We start from the raw sequence: 20355 nt of genomic DNA, 5'->3' as shown, positions 1-20355 counted from the left end.
TTGAATCGAGGAAACACGATGCGCCACCTACCCCTGTTTTCACTAATGCTTTTCCCGGCATCGGTTTACGCCGCAGATTTGGACGGCGCAAACCTAAACCTGCTGTGGGGTCTGCCCTTTGCCCTGATTTTGCTGTCTATCGCATTGGGTCCCTTGTTTTTTTCGCATACCTGGCATCACCATTACGGCAAAATCACCGCCTTTTGGACATTGCTGTTCCTCATCCCGTTCAGTTTGGTTTTTGGCGCGTCCGCCGGTATCCATACCGTCGCACACGCACTCGTTGAAGAATACATCCCCTTCATCCTGCTGCTGCTTGCCCTGTACACCATTTCAGGCGGCATTTTGGTTTGGGGCGACTTGAACGGCACACCCAAGCTCAACACCGCCCTGCTTGCCGTCGGCACGGCACTTGCCTCTATCATGGGAACGACTGGCGCGGCAATGCTGATGATTCGTCCGCTGCTGAAAGCCAACCAAAACCGTGTCCACCGCGTGCACATCGTCATCTTCTTCATTTTCTTGGTTGCAAACATCGGCGGCGGTCTGACCCCTTTGGGCGACCCCCCACTCTTCCTCGGCTTCCTCAAAGGCGTAGATTTCATGTGGACGGTCAAACATATGTTCGCCCCTGTCCTGATCAGCACCGCTGTCCTGTTGACCGCCTTCTATTTCATCGACAACCGTTTCTTCAAACAGGAAAGCATTGCACAAGATACTCCGGCGCAACAGGAAAAACCCGAAAAAATCGCCATCTTCGGCAAATGGAACTTCCTCCTGCTGGCGGGCGTGGTTAGCGCGGTTCTAATGTCCGGCCTTTGGAAACCCGAACACCCGGGATTTGAAATCCTCGGCAGCCGTTACGCCCTGCAAAACCTCGTCCGCGATGTCATCCTGATTGCATTGACCGCCGTATCTATGGCAATCACGCCCAAACAAGTCCGCGCAGGCAACGAATTCAACTTTGAACCCATCGCCGAAGTGGGTAAACTCTTCCTCGGCATCTTCATCACCATCTTCCCCGTCCTGAGCATTCTGAAAGCAGGCGAGGCAGGCGCGCTGGGTGGGGTGGTATCGCTGGTTCACGATACGGCAGGTCATCCGATTAATACGATGTATTTTTGGATGAGCGGCATATTGTCGGCATTCTTGGATAACGCGCCCACTTATCTCGTGTTTTTCAATATGGCGGGCGGCGATGCCCAAGCCTTGATGACGGGGCCCCTGTTCCATACCCTGCTGGCGGTTTCTATGGGTTCGGTATTTATGGGCGCACTGACCTATATCGGCAACGCGCCGAACTTCATGGTCAAAGCCATTGCCGAACAGCGCGGCGTACCAATGCCGACTTTCTTCGGCTATATGATGTGGTCGGTCGCCTTCCTGATACCCGTCTTCATCGTACATACCCTTATCTTTTTCGTTTTCAAACTGCTGTAAACGCTATGCCGTCTGAACATTCAGACGGCATTTTAAATTTCAGCATAATCAAATCGATATTTTCCCCTTCCGACAATTAAAAACGGCTTCCGCAAGGAAAAAAGCGGCGAATCTGACAAACAGGTACAATTCCTGATAAAATCTAACACTTTGCTACATTAATTTATTCAATGCTTTTGATGCCTCGCGACACCGTATCAAAACACGCCGTTTTTACCTTAACCATCACAAGTAATGCAAATCTATGATTAAAATCAAAAAAGGCCTAAACCTGCCCATCGCGGGCAGACCGGAGCAAGTCATTTATGACGGCCCGGCCATTACCGAAGTCGCGTTGCTTGGCGAAGAATATGCCGGCATGCGCCCCTCGATGAAAATCAAGGAAGGCGAAGCCGTCAAAAAAGGCCAAGTGCTGTTTGAAGACAAAAAGAATCCGGGCGTAGTATTTACTGCTCCGGCTTCAGGCAAAATCGCCGCAATTCACCGTGGCGAAAAGCGCGTGCTTCAGTCGGTTGTGATTGCCGTTGAAGGCGATGACGAAATCGAGTTTGAACGCTACGCGCCCGATGCCTTGGCAAAATTGAGCGGCGAAGAAGTGCGCCGCAATCTGATTCAATCCGGTTTGTGGACCGCGCTGCGTACCCGTCCGTTCAGCAAAACCCCTGCCGTCGATGCCGAGCCGTTCGCCGTTTTCGTCAATGCGATGGACACCAATCCGCTGGCGGCAGACCCTGTGGTCGTTATCAAAGAAGCCGCCGAAGACTTCAAACGCGGTCTGTTGGTATTAAGCCGCCTGACCGAACATAAAATCCATGTGTGTAAAGCAGCAGGCGCAGACGTGCCGTCTGAAAACGCCGCCAACATTGAAACACATGAATTTGGCGGCCCGCATCCTGCCGGTTTGAGTGGCACGCACATTCATTTCATCGAGCCGGTCGGTGCGAACAAAACCGTTTGGACCATCAATTATCAAGACGTGATTGCCATTGGCCGTTTGTTTGCAACAGGCCGTCTGAACACCGGGCGCGTGATTGCCTTGGGTGGTTCTCAAGTCAACAAACCGCGCCTCTTGCGTACCGTTTTGGGTGCGAAAGTATCGCAAATTACTGCGGGCGAATTGGTTGACGCAGACAACCGCGTGATTTCCGGTTCGGTATTGAACGGCGCGATTGCACAAGGCGCGCACGATTACCTCGGCCGCTACCACAATCAGATTTCCGTTATCGAAGAAGGCCGCAGCAAAGAGCTGTTCGGCTGGGTTGCGCCGCAGCCGGACAAATACTCGATTACGCGTACGACCCTCGGTCATTTCCTGAAAAACAAACTCTTCAAGTTCACGACAGCCGTCAACGGCGGCGACCGCGCCATGGTTCCCATCGGCACTTACGAGCGCGTGATGCCCTTGGATATCCTGCCTACCCTGCTCTTGCGCGATTTAATCGTCGGCGACACCGACAGTGCGCAGGCTTTGGGTTGCTTGGAATTGGACGAAGAAGACCTCGCTTTGTGCAGCTTCGTCTGCCCGGGCAAATACGAATACGGCCCGCTGTTGCGCAAGGTGCTGGAAACCATTGAGAAAGAAGGCTGATTATGGGCTTGAAACATTTTCTTGAAAAAATCGAACCGCACTTCCTGCCGGGCGGCAAACATGAAAAATGGTATGCCCTCTACGAAGCTGCGGCGACGATTTTCTATACATCCGGCGCGGTAACGCGCAAAGCGGCGCACGTCCGCGACGCGCTCGACTCCAAACGCATGATGATTTTGGTGTGGCTGGCTTTGTTCCCCGCCATGTTCTTCGGTATGTACAACGTCGGCGTACAGGCATTCGGTGCGTTAACGCCCGATTTGCTGCAACAAAGCATCGCCAACGACTGGCATTACGCCCTTGCCAACGCTTTGGGCATCAATATGTCGTCTGAAGCGGGCGTGTCGGGCAAAATGCTGTTTGGCGCGATTTACTTCCTGCCGATTTACGCAACCGTATTTATCGTCGGCGGTTTTTGGGAAGTCTTGTTCGCCACCGTGCGCAAACATGAAATCAACGAAGGTTTCTTCGTGACTTCGATTCTGTTTGCCTTAATCGTTCCGCCTACGCTGCCTTTGTGGCAGGCGGCTTTGGGCATTACCTTCGGCGTGGTGGTTGCAAAAGAGGTATTCGGCGGTACGGGTAAAAACTTTATGAACCCTGCGCTGGCAGGCCGCGCCTTCCTGTTCTTCGCCTACCCAGCCAACCTGAGCGGCGATGCGGTTTGGACGGCGGTTGACGGCTATTCCGGTGCAACCGCGCTGGCGCAATGGGCGGCACACGGTGCAGACGGCCTGAAAAACGCCGTAACCGGTCAAACCATCACTTGGATGGACGCGTTTATCGGCAAACTGCCCGGCTCCATCGGCGAAGTCTCCACTTTGGCACTCTTAATCGGCGGCGCGTTTATCGTGTTTGCCCGCATCGCTTCTTGGCGCATTATTGCCGGCGTGATGATCGGTATGATTGCCATGTCTTCGCTGTTCAACTTCATCGGTTCGGACACCAACGCTATGTTTGCTATGCCTTGGTACTGGCATCTGGTCGTCGGCGGCTTCGCCATCGGTATGCTGTTTATGGCGACCGACCCTGTTTCCGCTTCCTTTACCAATGTCGGCAAATGGTGGTACGGCGCGCTTATCGGTGTGATGTGCGTGTTAATCCGCGTGGTCAACCCCGCTTACCCCGAAGGCATGATGTTGGCGATTCTGTTTGCCAACCTGTTTGCCCCGATTTTCGACTATTTCGTCGCACAAGCAAACATCAAACGCAGAAAGGCGCGCAGCAATGGCTAAGAAATTCGATAAAGACAGCTTCAGCGGCACGCTGATTGTCGTGTTGGCGGTCAGCCTGATTTGCTCGGTCATCGTTGCCGGTGCGGTCGTCGGCTTGAAACCCATCCAAGAAAAACAAAAACTCCAAGACAAACAAGGCTATATTTTGAGCGTGGCCGGTTTGATGGATAAAGACACCGACATCGGCAAAACCTTTGCCGAGCGTATCGAGCAACGCGTGGTCGATTTGGCGACCGGCGAATATGTGAAAGACGCGCCGAAAGACTTCAGCGCGCGCATCGCAGGCAAAGACCCCGCGCAAAGCATCCGCATCAAACCCGAAGACGATTTTGCAGGCATCAAAAGCCGTGCCAAATACACCGAGGTTTACTTGGTAAAAGGCGAAGACGGCAAAATCGGGCAAATCATCCTGCCGATGCACGGCAACGGTTTGTGGTCTGTTATGTACGGCTTTGTCGCCATTCAACCCGACGGCAACACCATCAACGGCATTACCTACTACGAACAAGGCGAAACCCCGGGCTTGGGCGGCGAAATCGGCAATCCGTTGTGGCAGCAAAAATTCGTCGGCAAAAAACTGTTTGACGGACAAGGCAAACTCGCCCTGCACGTCGGCAAAGGCGCGGGTTCAGACAAAGAACACGGCGTAGATGCCCTCTCCGGCGCGTCGCTGACATCCAAAGGCGTGCAAGGTTCGTTCGCCTACTGGTTTGGCGAAAACGGCTATATCCCCTACCTGAACAAATTGAAATCAGCAGGAGCGCAATAATGGCTGATATGAAACGCTTGAAACACTTAATGTTTTCACCCTTTATCGACAACAACCCGATTGCCTTGCAGGTTTTGGGTATTTGTTCGGCTTTGGCGGTTACCACCAAACTTCAGACGGCCATCGTGATGGGTATTTCCGTAGCTTTGGTAACCGGTTTTTCCAGCTTCTTCATTTCGCTGGTACGCAACTACATCCCCAACAGCATCCGCATCATCGTGCAAATGGCGATTATCGCGTCGCTGGTTACGCTGGTCGACCAACTCTTGCAGGCATTTGCCTACGAATTGTCCAAACAGCTTTCCGTATTCGTCGGTCTGATTATTACCAACTGTATCGTGATGGGCCGCGCCGAAGCATTTGCGATGAAAGAGCCTCCGCTGGAAAGCCTGATCGACGGCATCGGCAACGGCGCGGGCTACGGGATGATGCTGCTTGTCGTCGCCACCGTCCGCGAACTGATCGGCTCGGGCAAGCTCTTGGGCTACACCGTTTTCCAAACTGTGCAGGACGGCGGCTGGTATCAGACCAACGGTCTCTTCCTGCTCGCCCCCAGCGCGTTCTTCATCATCGGCTTTTTGATTTGGGGTCTGCGTACCTGGAAACCCGAACAGGCGGAGGAATAAGCTATGGAACACTATTTGAGCCTCTTCATCAAATCCGTCTTCATTGAAAATATGGCGCTATCCTTCTTTTTGGGTATGTGCACGTTTTTGGCGGTATCCAAAAAAGTATCCACCGCATTCGGTTTGGGTGTGGCGGTAATTTTCGTACTCGGGCTGTCCGTCCCTGCCAACCAACTCGTTTACTCGCTGCTCAAAGACGGCGCGATTGTCGAAGGCGTGGATTTGACCTTTTTGAAATTCATCACCTTCATCGGCGTGATTGCCGCTTTGGTACAGATTTTGGAAATGTTCTTGGACAAATTCGTCCCAGCCCTCTACAACGCATTGGGTATCTACCTGCCGCTGATTACCGTAAACTGCGCGATTTTCGGTGCCGTATCGTTTATGGCGCAACGCGAATACAACTTCGGCGAGTCCGTCGTGTACGGCTTCGGCGCAGGCCTGGGCTGGATGTTGGCGATTGTCGCTTTGGCGGGCATTACCGAAAAAATGAAATATTCGGACGCTCCCAAAGGCCTCAAAGGCTTGGGCATTACCTTTATCGCCGCAGGCCTGATGGCGATGGCGTTTATGTCGTTCTCCGGCATCCAGTTATAAGAAAGGGACCGGTATGGAGATTATTTTAGGTATTGTGATGTTTACCGTCATCGTTTTGGTTTTGGCACTGATGATTCTGTTTGCCAAATCCAAGTTGGTGAGCGAAGGCGACATCACCATCAAAGTCAACGGCGAAAAAGAGCTGACGATGCCCGCCGGCGGCAAACTCTTGGGCGCGCTTGCCAACGAAGGCATCTTTATCCCCTCCGCCTGCGGCGGGGGCGGTTCGTGCGGTCAGTGCCGCGTCGTCGTAAAAAGCGGCGGCGGCGACATCCTGCCGACCGAGCTGTCCCACATCAACAAACGCGAAGCGCGCGAAGGCTGCCGGCTGTCGTGCCAAGTCAACGTCAAAACCGATATGGAGATTGAAGTACCCGAAGAAGTGTTCGGTGTGAAAAAATGGGAATGCACCGTCATCTCCAACGACAACAAAGCCACGTTCATTAAAGAACTCAAGCTCGCCATTCCCGAAGGCGAAGAAGTCCCCTTCCGTGCCGGCGGCTACATCCAAATCGAAGCCCCGCCGCACACCGTTGCCTACAAAGACTTTGACATTCCCAAGGAATATCACGAAGACTGGGACAAATACAATCTGTGGCAATACGTTTCCAAAGTGGACGAACCGATTTTGCGCGCCTACTCTATGGCTTCGTATCCTGAAGAAAAAGGCATCATTATGCTGAACGTGCGTATCGCCACGCCGCCCCCGCGCGTACCCGATGCGCCTCCGGGACAAATGTCTTCCTACATCTGGTCGCTCAAACCCGGCGACAAAGTTACGATTTCCGGCCCGTTCGGCGAATTTTTCGCCAAAGACACCGATGCCGAAATGGTATTTATCGGCGGCGGTGCGGGTATGGCTCCGATGCGTTCCCACATTTTCGACCAGTTGAAACGTTTGAACTCCAAACGCAAAATTACCTTCTGGTATGGCGCACGTTCCAAACGCGAGATGTTCTATGTCGAAGACTTCGACCAACTCGCAGCCGAGTTCCCGAACTTCACATGGCACGTTGCCCTGTCCGACCCGCTGCCTGAAGACAACTGGGACGGCTACACGGGCTTCATCCACAACGTGGTTTACGAAAACCATCTGAAAAACCACGAAGCACCGGAAGACTGCGAATTCTATATGTGCGGCCCTCCGATTATGAACCAGTCCGTCATCAAAATGCTCAAAGACTTGGGCGTGGAAGACGAAAACATCCTCTTGGACGATTTCGGCGGTTAAATATTCGGCTTCAAACACAAAAGGAAGAAACCTCGGTTTCTTCCTTTTTTTTATCCGATACCGTCCGAACACCCTTCAGACGGCATCCGCCCATACCCGTATCAATATCGTTGAACTTCCATTTTTACCCTGCGGCGGATGTGCGGTTAAATATTTTGGCGGAAAAGCAAAGAAGTATACTTCTTTTTAGTTATGGTTGATTCCATAACTAAAAAAGTATCGATAAACTCATTTTGCGAGGTACGGATAATGTCTGACAGCTTTGAAAACAGCCCCGAATACGATGATTGGATTGAATCGGGCGGTCGTGATGAAGATTACGAATACTACTACAACAAATGGCAACGCAGGACGCGCTGACCATTAAACCCTGACAAACCGGTTTGTAAAACACCGGTTTGTTTTTTATTACCGCCACCTAAACGACGGGCGATGCCGCCCGAACACCCTTCAGACGGCATCGGCATAGAAACATATCGGCCATTTTGCGATATAATTCAAGCCATTTGCCAAAACCGTCAAACACTATGCCGTCTGAAACACGCCTGCCGAACCTTATCCGCGCCTTGATATTTGCCCTGGGTTTCATCTTCCTGAACGCCTGTTCGGAACAAACCGCGCAAACCGTTACCCTGCAAGGCGAAACGATGGGCACGACCTATACCGTCAAATACCTTTCAAATAATCGGGACAAACTCCCCTCACCTGCCGAAATACAAAAGCGCATCGATGACGCGCTTAAAGAAGTCAACCGGCAGATGTCCACCTATCAGCCCGACTCCGAAATCAGCCGGTTCAACCAACACACAGCCGGCAAGCCCCTCCGCATTTCAAGCGACTTCGCACACGTTACCGCCGAGGCCGTCCGCCTGAACCGCCTGACACACGGCGCGCTGGACGTAACTGTCGGCCCCTTGGTCAACCTTTGGGGATTCGGCCCCGACAAATCCGTTACCCGTGAACCGTCGCCGGAACAAATCAAACAGGCGGCATCTTATACGGGCATAGACAAAATCATTTTGAAACAAGGCAAAGATTACGCCTCCTTGAGCAAAACCCACCCCAAGGCCTATTTGGATTTATCTTCGATTGCCAAAGGCTTCGGCGTTGATAAAGTTGCGGGCGAACTGGAAAAATACGGCATTCAAAATTATCTGGTCGAAATCGGCGGCGAGTTGCACGGCAAAGGCAAAAACGCGCGCGGCGAACCGTGGCGCATCGGCATCGAACAGCCCAATATCGTCCAAGGCGGCAATACGCAGATTATCGTCCCGCTGAACAACCGTTCGCTTGCCACTTCCGGCGATTACCGTATTTTCCACGTCGATAAAAGCGGCAAACGCCTCTCCCACATCATCAACCCGAACAACAAACGCCCCATCAGCCACAACCTCGCCTCCATCAGCGTGGTCGCAGACAGTGCAATGACGGCGGACGGCTTGTCCACAGGATTATTTGTTTTAGGAGAAACCGAAGCCCTGAAGCTGGCAGAGCGCGAAAAACTCGCCATTTTCCTGATTGTCAGGGATAAAGGCGGCTACCGCACCGCCATGTCTTCCGAATTTGAAAAACTGCTCCGTTAAACACACACCGATTGGGAAACACTATGAAAACCCTGCTCCTCACCTTCGGCATCTTCCTGACCGTCATCATCGGTATGGCGGTCGGCTATATTTTCTCCAAACGCACCATCAAAGGCAGTTGCGGCGGCATTACCGCCTTGGGTATGAAAAAAATGTGCGACTGCGACACGCCTTGCGACACCCTGCAAAAGAAACTGGATGAAGAAAAACAGGCAGGCGGCATACGGGTTGACCGTTAACGCCGAAATATAGTGGATTAAATTTAAACCAGTACAGCGTTGCCTCGCCTTAGCTCAAAGAGAACGATTCTCTAAGGTGCTGAAGCACCTAGTGAATCGGTTCCGTACTATTTGTACTGTCTGCGGCTTCGTCGCCTTGTCCTGATTTAAATTTAATCCACTATAAAATGCCGTCTGAAGCCCGACAGGCGGGTTCGGACGGCATTGCCGCTTTACTTCGATCGGTTTATACGCAAAACGCGCTTCAGGAAATAAATCAGATTATTCCCCAGACGCCTTCAGGCTTCCTTCTGTGCCACCGTAACCATAGCCGGGCGCAACACGCGGTCGGACAGCGTATAACCCTTCTTCATCACACCCACCACGGTATTGGGTTCCTGTTCGCTTGCCACCGCCTGCATCGCCTGATGGATATTCGGATCGAGCTTGTCGCCCGCTTTAGGGTTGATTTCCTTGATTTGCGTAGCATCAAATGCTTTCTGCAACTCGTTCAAAGTCATCTGCACGCCCATTTTCAGCGCATCGAAATTGCCGCTCTGATCCAAAAGCGCCATTTCCAGATAATCCTTGACCGGCAGCATTTCCACGGCAAACTTCTGTCCGGCGAACTTGTGCGTATCGGCAATTTCCTGCTGATGGCGGCGGCGCAGGTTTTGCTCGTTTGCCAAAGCACGCAGCTGCTCGTCTTTCAACTGCGCTTCCAGCTCGGCAATCCGCGCCTGCAAATCCTCATAAGCCGGCTCGGCGGCAGCCTGTTCCTGCACACCGTCCGCATTTCCTACTGTCTCGACGGTTTCCACCGCCTCCACATTTTCAACCGCTTCTTCACTGTTTTGCTGCTGTGTCTGTTCGCTCATATCATATCCCTTAAAACAAATTGGAAATCAAAATCCGGTTATTACCCACGCAAGATAAGGACATTTTCAAGAAACTTCAAGCAAAGGCAGGAAATTTCACATCCGCCGCCGAATACCCTACCGCAAAAACCATATAAACGGTAAGATACCGCCGACCTTATGCTTTTCAGACGGCATCCATTATGAAAAAAAACCATTTGAACACAACCGGTTTCGACCTCTGGCACACCATCCGCGAAGAAACCGCGGCCGCTGCCGCCGTCGAACCGATGCTGGCAAGTTTTTTGCACCAAACCGTGTTGCGCCACGAGTCCCTCGGCTCCGTCCTTGCCTACCACCTTTCCAGCAAACTCGGCAGCCCGATTATGGACGTGCGCGCGCTGTTTGAAATCTACCAGCAGGCGTTGGGCAGCGACACCCAAATCGGCAAATGCGTCGAAGCAGACTTAAAAGCCATCTACGAACGCGATCCCGCCTGCGACGAATATTCGCTGCCGCTTTTATATTTCAAAGGCTTCCACGCGATTCAGGCACACCGCATCAACCACCGGCTGTATCTCGACGGGCGCAAAACGCTGGCATATTTCCTGCAAAACCGTATGTCCGAAGTATTCGGCGTGGACATCCATCCCGCCGCCCGTTTCGGATACGGGCTGATGCTCGACCACGCCACCGGCTTTGTTGCCGGAGAAACCGCCGTGTTGGGCAACAATATTTCGATTTTGCACGGCGTAACCTTAGGCGGTTCGGGCAAAGAAGGCGGCGACCGCCACCCCAAAATCGGCGACGGCGTAATGATCGGCGCAAACGCCTCGATATTGGGCAATATCCGCATCGGCAGCAATGCCAAAATCGGCGCGGGCAGCGTCGTGGTTTCAGACGTGCCGCCGTCCATCACGGTTGTCGGCGTACCCGCAAAACCCGTGGCGCGATCGCTCAAAACCCCGTCGGCGGATATGGATCAAAATATCCAGTTTGCCGAAATCGACTTTATGATTTGAATATCCGCACCAATGCCGTCTGAAACGCCAAACGGGCTCCAGACGGCATTGCCCGCTTCAAGCCCGCACCTTGATATGCCGCCGATACCGGCACTTGTCAGTCGGACAAAATGCCTTTTATTCGATACACCCGATTCCCACACAACCGGAAATAACCGGTTTCCTTATAAACGGACGGCATCGGGCAATGATTCAAACAAAGCCTATTTCAAAAGCAGAATCAGTAGCAAAACAAACGCGATTGCCGCCAGCCACAGGCTTTGCCGCTGCTGCACTTTGACCAAATGAATATAGGCATCACGCATTTCCTGCTGACGGTTTTCATCAATCAACGCACTGATTTTACGCGGCAATGAAGGAATGATTTGCGCCCAGTCGGGGGCTTCGTTTTTGAGGTTGCGCCAAAGGGCTTTGGGGCCGACCTGCCCGTTCATCCATTTCACCAAAAACGGTTTGGCGGTTTTCCACAAGTCCAAATCGGGATCGAGTTGGCGGCCCAAGCCTTCGATGTTGAGCAGCGTTTTTTGCAGCAATACCAGCTGCGGCTGGATTTCGACATTGAAGCGGCGGCTGACTTCAAACAGGCGCATCAGCACCAAGCCGAAGGAAATCTGCGAAATCGGTTTGTTGAACACCGGTTCGCACACGGCGCGGACGGCGGCTTCCAATTCTTCCGCACGCGTGTCGGCAGGCACCCAGCCCGATTCGATGTGGGCGGTGGCGACGCGCCGGTAATCGCGGTTGAAAAAGGCGAGGAAATTGATGGCGAGATAACGTTTGTCATAATCGGTCAGCGTGCCGACGATGCCGAAATCAAGGGCGATGTAGCGGTTGTCGGCGGCGACCAGAATATTGCCGGGGTGCATATCCGCGTGGAAAAAACCGTCGCGGAAAACTTGCGTGAAGAAGATTTCCACGCCGTAATCGGCGAGTTTGTGCAAATCGATGCCGTCTGCTTTGAGTTTGGCGATGTCGGCAACCGGCGTGCCGTCCATCCATTCAATCGTCAGCACGTCGCTGGTGCAGTAGTCGTAAAACACCTTGGGCACAATCAGCATATTGCTGTTTTGGAAATTACGTCCGAGCTGTCCGGCATTGGCGGCTTCGCGCATCAAATCCAACTCGTCGTGCAGGTATTTGTCGAACTCCACCACCACTTCGCGCGGCTTCAGACGCCTGCCGTCTGAAAACAAGCGTTCGACCCAAGCCGCGCCGAAGCGCATCAGCGACAAGTCCTGTTCGATAAGGGGCAAAAGGTTGGGGCGCAAAACTTTGACCGCCACTCGTTCGCCCGAATGCAGGCGGGCTTTGTGTACTTGGGCGATGGACGCGCTGGCGACGGGCTCGGTTTCAAATTCCGCATACAGCTTTTCGATGGGCTGGCCCAGCGATTTTTCGATTTGTTCACGCGAAAGCCGCGCGTCAAAAGGCGGCACTTTGTCTTGCAGCTTTGCCAGTTCGACGGCGTAATCGTGCGGAATCAAATCGGGGCGTGTGGACAAAACCTGCCCGAACTTGATGAAAATCGGTCCCAGGCTTTCCAAGGCAAGGCGCAGACGGACGGCAGGCGGTTCGTTTTTCAATTTGGACGACTGCGGCATCATTTTCAGCAGAGCGCATATCCAACCGCTACCCATCAGCGAAGCACACAGACCTGCCAGCCGATAGCGGTAAAAAGTCCCGACAATAACCGTCAGGCGTTTCAACCATTTCATATATAAAATCCCGAATACAGCATTTATCGAACAATCAAAAAATCTTACCGAGCAGATAGCCCAAAAAGGCAATCAGCAGCCCGAAAACCAGCAGTTTGATATTGCGGGACGGCGGTTCGGGTTGCGAAGGTGCGGAAATATCATCTTCCCGTCCGCCGTGAAGTTCAAGATATTCGGGCATTTCCCCATCCGCGCCTTCTCCTTCGCCCTCCCCTTCCTCCGGCGGCACAACCGTTTCCAACTCCATATATCTCCGGGTAATAATATCCAAACCCAAATAGCTGAAATAATCGTGCAACTCTTCCCGTTTCGCCCAAGTGCATTTTTCCTCAACCAGCACTTGAGGTTTGGAATCGAGCGATTCGATCAATCCTTCCGCCTTTTCCTCGCCGAGATTCTCCTTAAGGCACTCCCGGATAAGCCCGCGATCCACTTGGGGCGGGTAAGAAACATATACATCGTACAAATCGTTTCGGTAATCTTTACTCATCTCAATCATAAGGGAACAAATACGCCTGATACCGTTCCGCCCGTTCCTTTCGGGAAACCCGATTCATCTTCAAACAATCGGATTATATGTGAATTCATCCTGATAATATATTTTCCAAAAGTAAAAATGCCGTCTGAACGTTCAGACGGCATCACACAAACCAAGCGGTCATACGGAAAACGACGATCCGCAACCGCAGGTTGTTTCCGCATTCGGATTGCGGATGACGAATTGCGAACCCTGCAAACTTTCCGTATAGTCGATTTCCGCACCGACCAAATACTGATAGCTCATCGGATCGACCAAAAAGACCAAACCGTTTTTCTCAATTTCAAAATCGTCGTCGTTTTTGATTTCGTCAAAAGTAAATCCGTACTGGAAACCCGAGCAGCCGCCGCCGTTGACAAAAACCCGTAATTTCAAATCGGGGTTGTTCTCTTCGGCAATCAAATCGGCAACTTTGGCACAGCAGCTGTCAGTAAAAATAATAGGGCTTTCATCCGACATGGTGTTATTCCTTAATATAATATTTTCTGCATTCTCTCTCAAACCCCCTTCAAAGGCAAGCAGGCTTCGCCTTTGAAAAAGGAATTGTTCCAATAGATAAGTTTGACCGCCTGCAATTTCAAGCCCCAAACTCAAATCGTCCTGCCGAACCACTCGACACGCCCGATAATCTCCACATCATCGGTCAAGTCGTTCAAATTGATTTCAAAAGCAGGATAAGCCTCGTTTGCAGAAATCACATTGATAATCCCCCCCGGTACAATCTGTAAACGTTTAACCAGCAGATTTTCATTAATCCGCAACACATACAGACCGTCCCTCGGCGTATTTTCCCCATGATTGACCAAAATCGAATCTCCGTCATTCAAAACCCCCTCCATAGAATCCCCCTTGACGGAAATTACAGACAGGTTTTTCGTATCGCGGGTAACATAATTCTCAATCCAATGCCGTCTGAACGCCATTGTAAATACCGGTTCCTCATGATCGACAAACTGCCCGTATCCCGCAGCCGCCCGAATATCATATCTCGGCACAAAGACAAACTCGTCCGTATCGACTTCATTTCCCAAGGTATCGTAAGCAAGGGATTTTTTTGGGGCTTCATCTGGAAACGGATTACCCTCCCCGGTCAACAGCCAATCGATACTACACCCCTTCAACTGCTTGATTTTTTTTAATGTTTCAGACTTCGGCAGACCGCCTTCATTCCATATCCTGCTGAAGCCCGCAATTGTCATTTCAATATCGGATGCGATTTTTGCCTGCTTCGCTTCGCTTTTCCATAAAAAAACCAGTCTGTCTTTAAAGGTTTCCATAAATACCCTTCCGCTCCCCTTCATTCAATCATCTAAAGTAAACATGAAATATATTTTACCTTAGCTATCCAAAAAACGGAACAATTATGATAAACTAAATTTAAATTATGATTTTTCTTACTTAATACATAATTTTTCAGATTTTTCCATAGGTTTAATCCTAAATTGACAGAAAAAGGATAGAAAAATGAAGAAAACCGGCAAATATCTTATCTATACTGCGGCATTTACCGCATTCTGCTTTGCCTTCCAAGAAAACCGTTCTGAAGCCAAACAGCCCGACATCACTTTATCCGCATCCCTGTGCGAACAATTCAACATACTGAACGCCAAAGATATGGATGCAGAACAAGTCTCCCTTTCCAAAGAATGCGACATCATCGAGTCTTCACACGACTGGGAAAAAGAGTACGGCAACTTGAACGAACAGGAAATGCTCGCCGGCATCGTCTATGAATAAACCTGCCTGCCATTTGAAATATTATGCTTGAATGCATTGGAGCCAAATGTATTAAATCAAATATAAAACCAATATATTCATAAAGTTATATACTTATAACCATGCTGTAGCTTGAAACAGCCCGCCGCCCGCCCTATTTACAGCCCATCGGGACAAAATGTTCCAACATATTTCTCAAAATAAGCAAAATCAAATAGGAGTATCCACATGGCAAAAGTAATCGGTATCGACTTAGGTACAACCAACTCTTGTTTGGCCATTTCCGAAAACGGTCAAACCAAAGTTATCGAAAACGCAGAAGGCGCACGCACCACGCCGTCCGTTATCGCTTATCTGGACGGCGGCGAAATCCTCGTCGGCGCGCCTGCCAAACGCCAAGCCGTAACCAACGCTAAAAACACCATTTACGCCGCCAAACGCCTGATCGGCCACAAATTTGAAGACAAAGAAGTCCAACGCGACATCGAATCTATGCCTTTCGAAATCGTTAAAGCCAACAACGGCGACGCATGGGTGAAAGCGCAAGGCAAAGAGCTGTCTCCTCCTCAAATTTCCGCAGAAGTCCTGCGTAAAATGAAAGAAGCCGCCGAAGCTTACTTGGGCGAAAAAGTAACCGAAGCCGTGATTACCGTTCCGGCCTACTTCAACGACAGCCAACGCCAAGCCACCAAAGACGCGGGCCGTATCGCCGGTTTGGACGTAAAACGCATCATCAACGAACCAACCGCAGCCGCTTTGGCATTCGGTATGGACAAAGGCGACAACAAAGACCGCAAAGTAGCCGTATATGACTTGGGTGGCGGTACTTTCGATATTTCCATCATCGAAATCGCCAATCTCGACGGCGACAAACAATTTGAAGTATTGGCTACCAACGGCGATACTTTCTTAGGCGGCGAAGACTTCGACCAACGCTTGATCGACTACATCATTGACGAGTTTAAAAAAGAACAAGGCATTGATTTGAAACAAGACGTAATGGCTCTGCAACGTCTGAAAGAAGCTGCCGAAAAAGCCAAAATCGAATTGTCCAGCGGCCAGCAAACCGAAATCAACCTGCCGTACATCACCATGGACGCAACCGGCCCGAAACACTTGGCAATGAAAATTACCCGCGCCAAATTCGAGAGCCTGGTTGAAGACCTGATTGCCCGCTCTATCGAGCCTTGCCGCACCGCATTGAAAGATGCCGGCTTGAGCACCGGCGACATCGACGACGTAATTTTAGTCGGCGGTCAGTCCCGTATGCCGAAAGTACAAGAAGCCGTTAAAGACTTCTTCGGCAAAGAACCGCGCAAAGACGTGAACCCTGACGAAGCCGTTGCCGTAGGCGCAGCGATCCAAGGCGAAGTATTGAGCGGCGGCCGCAGCGACGTATTGCTGCTGGACGTAACCCCTCTGTCCTTGGGTATCGAAACCATGGGCGGCGTGATGACCAAGCTGATTCAAAAGAACACGACCATTCCGACTAAAGCGTCTCAAGTGTTCTCTACTGCCGAAGACAACCAAAGCGCAGTAACCATCCATGTACTGCAAGGCGAACGCGAACGCGCTTCTGCCAACAAATCTTTGGGTCAGTTCAACTTGGGCGACATCGCACCCGCACCGCGCGGTATGCCGCAAATCGAAGTAACCTTCGACATCGACGCCAACGGCATCCTGCACGTTTCCGCCAAAGACAAAGGCACCGGTAAAGCGGCCAACATCACCATCCAAGGTTCTTCAGGCTTGAGCGAAGAAGAAATCGAACGCATGGTGAAAGATGCCGAAGCCAATGCTGAAGAAGATAAAAAACTGACTGAATTGGTCGCTTCCCGTAACCAAGCCGAAGCCCTGATTCACTCTGTGAAAAAATCTCTGACTGACTACGGCGACAAACTCGACGCTGCCGAGAAAGAAAAAATCGAAGCTGCGTTGAAAGAAGCTGAAGAAGCAGTTAAAGGCGATGACAAAGCCGCTATCGATGCCAAAGCCGAAGCTTTGGGTGCAGCCAGCCAAAAATTGGGGGAAATGGTTTACGCTCAAGCGCAAGCCGAAGCCCAAACCAGCGAGGGCGCACAAGCGGACGCATCATCCCAAAAAGACGATGACGTGGTCGATGCGGACTTTACCGAAGTAAAAGACGACAAAAAATAATTAATGCCGTCTGAAAAAAGCGCGAACCGTTTGGTTCGCGCTTTTTTAGGCTGTGTTTTAATATAGTGCCGACAGGCATACTCGGCTTCAAGGTATTTAATAGGATAGGTTTCTACCCAACCGAAAAAATAATTTTCTTTTCCCTGACAAATAGTTGTAATCAACGGATTATTAAAATACAGCCTTTTTTATCAGCCGCTGCAAAAACGACAGTATGGCAACAGTTCCAAATCAATCTGCCGAAACGCTCCAAAAATCAAGTTTCAACCGATGTATCATGCTCTAGGCGTTTTTATATCATTTTCTTGTTTACTTAAAATATTTTTAATAGGATAATAAATAATTATTATTATCAAAGGCTGGAAAATGAAACCGAATCCGCTCCTATGGGCTTTGATGACCGTTTTTTCCGTTGCTCCATCTTGGGCAGAACAACTGGCAAATACTGAAGAAATACAATCCGTCAAAACCTTCTCCCCGCCCAAACCGATTGCACCGACCGCAGCGCAAGGCTATTTCCCCGAAAACCAATTCGACCGCACCGACCGCAGCGATCATTACTTTGTTACCGAAAACATAGACCAAGCCTTCCGTCCGCTGAAAGCAAACAGCGGCTTCTACGGCAAAAGTTTTTATAATTCCGTTACCGCGCAAGCACGCGGGGCGAATGTTTACGGCGTAGCCAACCTCAATCACACCAAGGCAAACGGCTACAAAGATGGCGGTGGGCGCGACACCGATTGGAAATACAGCCGCTTCAATCAGGCTTTGGTACTCGGTTTCGTGCCATCTGAAAATCAAGAATACCGCCTCACTTATCTGCACGACGACATCAACGACGACCGCCAACCGCAGTTCGTCAACGACGCATTGGACACCGAACGCCACATCGCCAAACTCAACGCGCGTTGGGGCAATGCTGATTTGAGCAATACGGTCAGCGCGGAAGCAGCCGTAATCAAACTCAAACGCCGCGCCGACAATTACTCCCTGCGTCAAAACAATACGCAGCAGAAAGTGTTCGTAGAACTTGACCGCAAAGTGTACGACTTCTCGCTCAAACACGACGCAGATTTCGGCAAGTTCCACAACACGGCCGCCGTCAACTACCGCAACGACAGCCAAAACGGCGAGCGCAACGCCCACACTCCCATGCGCGACTTCCTCAACGGCTACCGTTTCGCCGATGTGCACATCGACCGCTGGCGCATTGCCGATACCTTATCTTACAAGTTTGACGACCGACACAAACTGGGCTTGGGCTTAAGCTACGAACTCAACGAAGCGGATATTCGCAAAAATACGGCACAGCCTGAAAACCCAACAAAACTCGGTTCCCCCTTCCCCTCATCACAACAAATCTGGAAAAACCATTATGGCTACGACTTCAACGGCAAAGTGCGCCGTCATGCTTTGTCGGGCGAACTCAAATACGATTTCACGCCGTCTGAAACGCAAAAATACAGCGTTTCCCTCGCACATTTGGAACGCATCGGCGACAACACCGAACGCTTCAACTCGCTTGCCACCATCGCAGGCAATCCCCTGCTGAAAACCGAAAAACACAACCGCATTAAGCTCACTGCCGACAGCCGCAACGACTACTACAACGACTATATGAACTCGTTGGCAGGCGCGGGCTGGAACGTAGGCGGCACGCTTGTGGCGGACAAAGTCAAAGACCTGATTATTTTTGACCGCGCACGCGGACAAAGCGGCACGGCTTCCAAAGGCGGCGGCATCATCACACGCAACGTGGACGCGCGATTGTTTACCGCGCAGGCCTACGCGCGTTACAACTTCAATCCGCACTGGGCGGCAGGCATCAAAGCCGCCTACAACTACGGACACAACGAAACCGACGGCAGGCCGCTCTATCAAATCCGTCCGTTTGAAGCCGCCGTCCAAGCCGACTACAAAAACTACTTTGCCCACGGCAGCTATAACATCGGCGCGGCGGCACGCTTTGTCGCCAAACAAACGCGCGGCGATTTTGATATGGCAAGCGGTCTGGGCATAGACAAACGCGAAGCCGCCAAAGGCTTTACCGTTGCCGACGTGTACGCAGGCGTAAACATCAAAGACAAATACGGCTTGCGCCTGGGCGTGAACAACGTGTTCAACAAAAAATACGCCGAACACATCAGCGGCGACCACGTCCTCGCCCTGTCGCCAAGCGTGGTGTATGCACCGGGCAGGACGTATTGGCTGAGTTTGCATGCGGCATTTTAAAATCATGCCGTCTGAAAGAATGCCTGCATTGGCTTATTAAGAATTAGGAGATAAAAAATGGATATGAAAAGACGTGATTTCTTAAAAATGACCGCCGCGCTGGCAGCCGCAGGGGTTTCGCCTTCATTGTTGGCAGCCGGTAAAGAACAATTTACCGTGTACGGCGCACCGGCAATGCCCAGCGTAACCATTGCCGTAGCGGCGTTGCAGGGCAAGCTGGCGAAGCAGGCGGATGTATCGCTGAAAATCTGGCGTTCACCCGACCAGCTTCGCGCGGGCGTGGCGAGCGGACAATTTAAGGTAATGATGAGTCCGAGCAATGTCGGCGTAAACCTGCGCAACCAAGGGCAGAAAGTCGGTATGGTCAATATTTTGACCAACGGCATCACGCAGCTGATGTGCAAAGGCAGCGCGATTGCCTCGCCGCAGGATTTGGTCGGCAAAAAAATCCTCGTGCCGTTTAAAAACGACATGCCCGACATCGTGCTGCAAGCCTTGCTGAAAAAACTGAAAATCGACGCGCACAAAGTCGGCATCACTTACACCGCCACGCCGCCCGAAGCAGTCGGGCTGTTTTTGAGCAAGGACTACCACGCCGCCATCCTGCCCGAACCGATGGCAACCGCCAGCATGCTCAAAGGCAAAACCATGGGCGTAAACGTCGTGCGCGGCTTTGATTTGGTGAAGGCATGGGGGCAGGCGTTTGACACCAAACCGCTGATTCCGATGGCGGGCATCATCGCCAACGAAGAATATTTCCACGCACACAAGGCACAGTTCGACATCTTCCATCAGGATTTGAAAAACGCGCTCAACTGGATACTCGCCAAC

19 protein-coding genes and 1 pseudogene are annotated in these 20355 nt (G+C 51.4%); 14 read left to right on the top strand and 6 right to left on the bottom strand.

The features are described from left to right. Positions 1–18 precede the first annotated feature (18 nt). From KEM39_RS01950 to nqrM, 9 genes are all read left to right on the top strand, one after another. Positions 19–1440 (top strand): sodium:proton antiporter, encoded by a 1422-nt coding sequence (locus tag KEM39_RS01950; RefSeq protein ID WP_118997709.1) that lies wholly within the window; start codon positions 19–21, stop codon positions 1438–1440. Between the two features lie 244 nt (positions 1441–1684). Further along, positions 1685–3028 carry a Na(+)-translocating NADH-quinone reductase subunit A gene (locus KEM39_RS01945; protein WP_118997710.1) on the top strand — a complete coding sequence of 448 codons (1344 nt, stop codon included), beginning with the start codon at positions 1685–1687 and terminating at the stop codon, positions 3026–3028. Between the two features lie 2 nt (positions 3029–3030). Next, positions 3031–4263, top strand: a complete 1233-nt coding sequence (locus KEM39_RS01940) for an NADH:ubiquinone reductase (Na(+)-transporting) subunit B (RefSeq protein WP_118997711.1) — start codon at positions 3031–3033, stop codon at positions 4261–4263. Next, complete coding sequence (locus KEM39_RS01935; RefSeq protein ID WP_118997712.1) at positions 4256–5032, top strand: Na(+)-translocating NADH-quinone reductase subunit C; 777 nt, start codon at positions 4256–4258, stop codon at positions 5030–5032. Before KEM39_RS01940 ends, KEM39_RS01935 begins: the two co-directional genes overlap by 8 nt. Further along, positions 5032–5658: an NADH:ubiquinone reductase (Na(+)-transporting) subunit D gene (locus tag KEM39_RS01930; protein WP_002214361.1), complete on the top strand. Its 627-nt coding sequence runs from the start codon at positions 5032–5034 to the stop codon at positions 5656–5658. Before KEM39_RS01935 ends, KEM39_RS01930 begins: the two co-directional genes overlap by 1 nt. A gap of 3 nt (positions 5659–5661) precedes the next feature. After that, complete coding sequence (gene nqrE / locus KEM39_RS01925) at positions 5662–6255, top strand: NADH:ubiquinone reductase (Na(+)-transporting) subunit E (protein WP_002223986.1); 594 nt, start codon at positions 5662–5664, stop codon at positions 6253–6255. Positions 6256–6268: 13 nt separating this feature from the next. After that, positions 6269–7486, top strand: a complete 1218-nt coding sequence (gene nqrF / locus KEM39_RS01920; RefSeq protein WP_003712484.1) for an NADH:ubiquinone reductase (Na(+)-transporting) subunit F — start codon at positions 6269–6271, stop codon at positions 7484–7486. 527 nt (positions 7487–8013) lie between these two features. After that, entirely contained in the window at positions 8014–9069 is a 1056-nt protein-coding gene (locus tag KEM39_RS01915; RefSeq protein ID WP_107818511.1) for an FAD:protein FMN transferase, read from the top strand. A gap of 23 nt (positions 9070–9092) precedes the next feature. Next, positions 9093–9308, top strand: a complete 216-nt coding sequence (gene nqrM / locus KEM39_RS01910; protein ID WP_002214367.1) for a (Na+)-NQR maturation NqrM — start codon at positions 9093–9095, stop codon at positions 9306–9308. A gap of 99 nt (positions 9309–9407) precedes the next feature. Here the strand turns inward: nqrM and KEM39_RS11950 are convergent. Beyond that, a pseudogene (locus KEM39_RS11950) lies at positions 9408–9524 on the bottom strand (IS5/IS1182 family transposase); the annotation flags it as partial. A gap of 62 nt (positions 9525–9586) precedes the next feature. Beyond that, positions 9587–10165, bottom strand: a complete 579-nt coding sequence (gene grpE, locus KEM39_RS01905; protein WP_002214370.1) for a nucleotide exchange factor GrpE — start codon at positions 10163–10165, stop codon at positions 9587–9589. 182 nt (positions 10166–10347) lie between these two features. Between grpE and cysE the strand changes: the two genes are divergently transcribed. Then, positions 10348–11166, top strand: coding sequence for a serine O-acetyltransferase (cysE, locus tag KEM39_RS01900; RefSeq protein ID WP_211709529.1), 819 nt, complete (start codon positions 10348–10350; stop codon positions 11164–11166). 203 nt (positions 11167–11369) lie between these two features. Here the strand turns inward: cysE and ubiB are convergent, their stop codons facing one another. The 4 genes from ubiB to KEM39_RS01880 all read right to left on the bottom strand — a co-directional run bounded on the left by ubiB (position 11370) and on the right by KEM39_RS01880 (position 14696). Next, positions 11370–12881, bottom strand: coding sequence for a ubiquinone biosynthesis regulatory protein kinase UbiB (gene ubiB, locus KEM39_RS01895; protein WP_118997713.1), 1512 nt, complete (start codon positions 12879–12881; stop codon positions 11370–11372). Positions 12882–12915: 34 nt separating this feature from the next. Beyond that, entirely contained in the window at positions 12916–13380 is a 465-nt protein-coding gene (locus KEM39_RS01890; RefSeq protein WP_002225568.1) for a hypothetical protein, read from the bottom strand. A 159-nt stretch (positions 13381–13539) separates the two neighbouring features. Further along, complete coding sequence (erpA, locus tag KEM39_RS01885) at positions 13540–13878, bottom strand: iron-sulfur cluster insertion protein ErpA (protein ID WP_002219692.1); 339 nt, start codon at positions 13876–13878, stop codon at positions 13540–13542. 131 nt (positions 13879–14009) lie between these two features. Continuing rightward, the gene (locus KEM39_RS01880) at positions 14010–14696 is read right to left on the bottom strand and encodes a S24 family peptidase (protein WP_002222885.1); all 687 of its coding nucleotides are present in this window, start codon (positions 14694–14696) and stop codon (positions 14010–14012) included. A 187-nt stretch (positions 14697–14883) separates the two neighbouring features. On the opposite strand from KEM39_RS01880, the gene KEM39_RS01875 reads away from it, so the two are divergent. The 4 genes from KEM39_RS01875 to KEM39_RS01860 all read left to right on the top strand — a co-directional run. Continuing rightward, positions 14884–15156, top strand: coding sequence for a hypothetical protein (locus tag KEM39_RS01875; protein ID WP_002225570.1), 273 nt, complete (start codon positions 14884–14886; stop codon positions 15154–15156). A 207-nt stretch (positions 15157–15363) separates the two neighbouring features. Continuing rightward, positions 15364–17292: a molecular chaperone DnaK gene (gene dnaK / locus KEM39_RS01870; RefSeq protein ID WP_118997714.1), complete on the top strand. Its 1929-nt coding sequence runs from the start codon at positions 15364–15366 to the stop codon at positions 17290–17292. Between the two features lie 366 nt (positions 17293–17658). Further along, positions 17659–19524: a TonB-dependent receptor gene (locus KEM39_RS01865; protein ID WP_211709528.1), complete on the top strand. Its 1866-nt coding sequence runs from the start codon at positions 17659–17661 to the stop codon at positions 19522–19524. Between the two features lie 57 nt (positions 19525–19581). After that, the coding region (locus KEM39_RS01860; RefSeq protein ID WP_211709527.1) for an ABC transporter substrate-binding protein at positions 19582–20355 on the top strand (774 nt) is incomplete at its 3' end.

This window comes from Neisseria sp. Marseille-Q1983 (assembly GCF_018224585.1).
Classification (GTDB): domain Bacteria; phylum Pseudomonadota; class Gammaproteobacteria; order Burkholderiales; family Neisseriaceae; genus Neisseria; species Neisseria polysaccharea.
Note: the sequence above shows the minus strand (reverse complement) of the source record. Positions and strands in the feature narration are given on the sequence as shown.

Coding starts and splice junctions, on each gene's coding strand:
- nqrM (WP_002214367.1), top strand. CDS start 9,093: ATGAAAACCCTGCTCCTCACCTTCGGCATCTTCCTGACCGTCATCATC.
- KEM39_RS01875 (WP_002225570.1), top strand. CDS start 14,884: ATGAAGAAAACCGGCAAATATCTTATCTATACTGCGGCATTTACCGCA.
- nqrF (WP_003712484.1), top strand. CDS start 6,269: ATGGAGATTATTTTAGGTATTGTGATGTTTACCGTCATCGTTTTGGTT.
- grpE (WP_002214370.1), bottom strand. CDS start 10,165: ATGAGCGAACAGACACAGCAGCAAAACAGTGAAGAAGCGGTTGAAAAT.
- KEM39_RS01950 (WP_118997709.1), top strand. CDS start 19: ATGCGCCACCTACCCCTGTTTTCACTAATGCTTTTCCCGGCATCGGTT.
- dnaK (WP_118997714.1), top strand. CDS start 15,364: ATGGCAAAAGTAATCGGTATCGACTTAGGTACAACCAACTCTTGTTTG.
- KEM39_RS01940 (WP_118997711.1), top strand. CDS start 3,031: ATGGGCTTGAAACATTTTCTTGAAAAAATCGAACCGCACTTCCTGCCG.
- KEM39_RS01945 (WP_118997710.1), top strand. CDS start 1,685: ATGATTAAAATCAAAAAAGGCCTAAACCTGCCCATCGCGGGCAGACCG.
- KEM39_RS01930 (WP_002214361.1), top strand. CDS start 5,032: ATGGCTGATATGAAACGCTTGAAACACTTAATGTTTTCACCCTTTATC.
- ubiB (WP_118997713.1), bottom strand. CDS start 12,881: ATGAAATGGTTGAAACGCCTGACGGTTATTGTCGGGACTTTTTACCGC.
- KEM39_RS01935 (WP_118997712.1), top strand. CDS start 4,256: ATGGCTAAGAAATTCGATAAAGACAGCTTCAGCGGCACGCTGATTGTC.
- cysE (WP_211709529.1), top strand. CDS start 10,348: ATGAAAAAAAACCATTTGAACACAACCGGTTTCGACCTCTGGCACACC.
- KEM39_RS01915 (WP_107818511.1), top strand. CDS start 8,014: ATGCCGTCTGAAACACGCCTGCCGAACCTTATCCGCGCCTTGATATTT.
- KEM39_RS01865 (WP_211709528.1), top strand. CDS start 17,659: ATGAAACCGAATCCGCTCCTATGGGCTTTGATGACCGTTTTTTCCGTT.
- nqrE (WP_002223986.1), top strand. CDS start 5,662: ATGGAACACTATTTGAGCCTCTTCATCAAATCCGTCTTCATTGAAAAT.
- erpA (WP_002219692.1), bottom strand. CDS start 13,878: ATGTCGGATGAAAGCCCTATTATTTTTACTGACAGCTGCTGTGCCAAA.
- KEM39_RS01890 (WP_002225568.1), bottom strand. CDS start 13,380: ATGATTGAGATGAGTAAAGATTACCGAAACGATTTGTACGATGTATAT.
- KEM39_RS01880 (WP_002222885.1), bottom strand. CDS start 14,696: ATGGAAACCTTTAAAGACAGACTGGTTTTTTTATGGAAAAGCGAAGCG.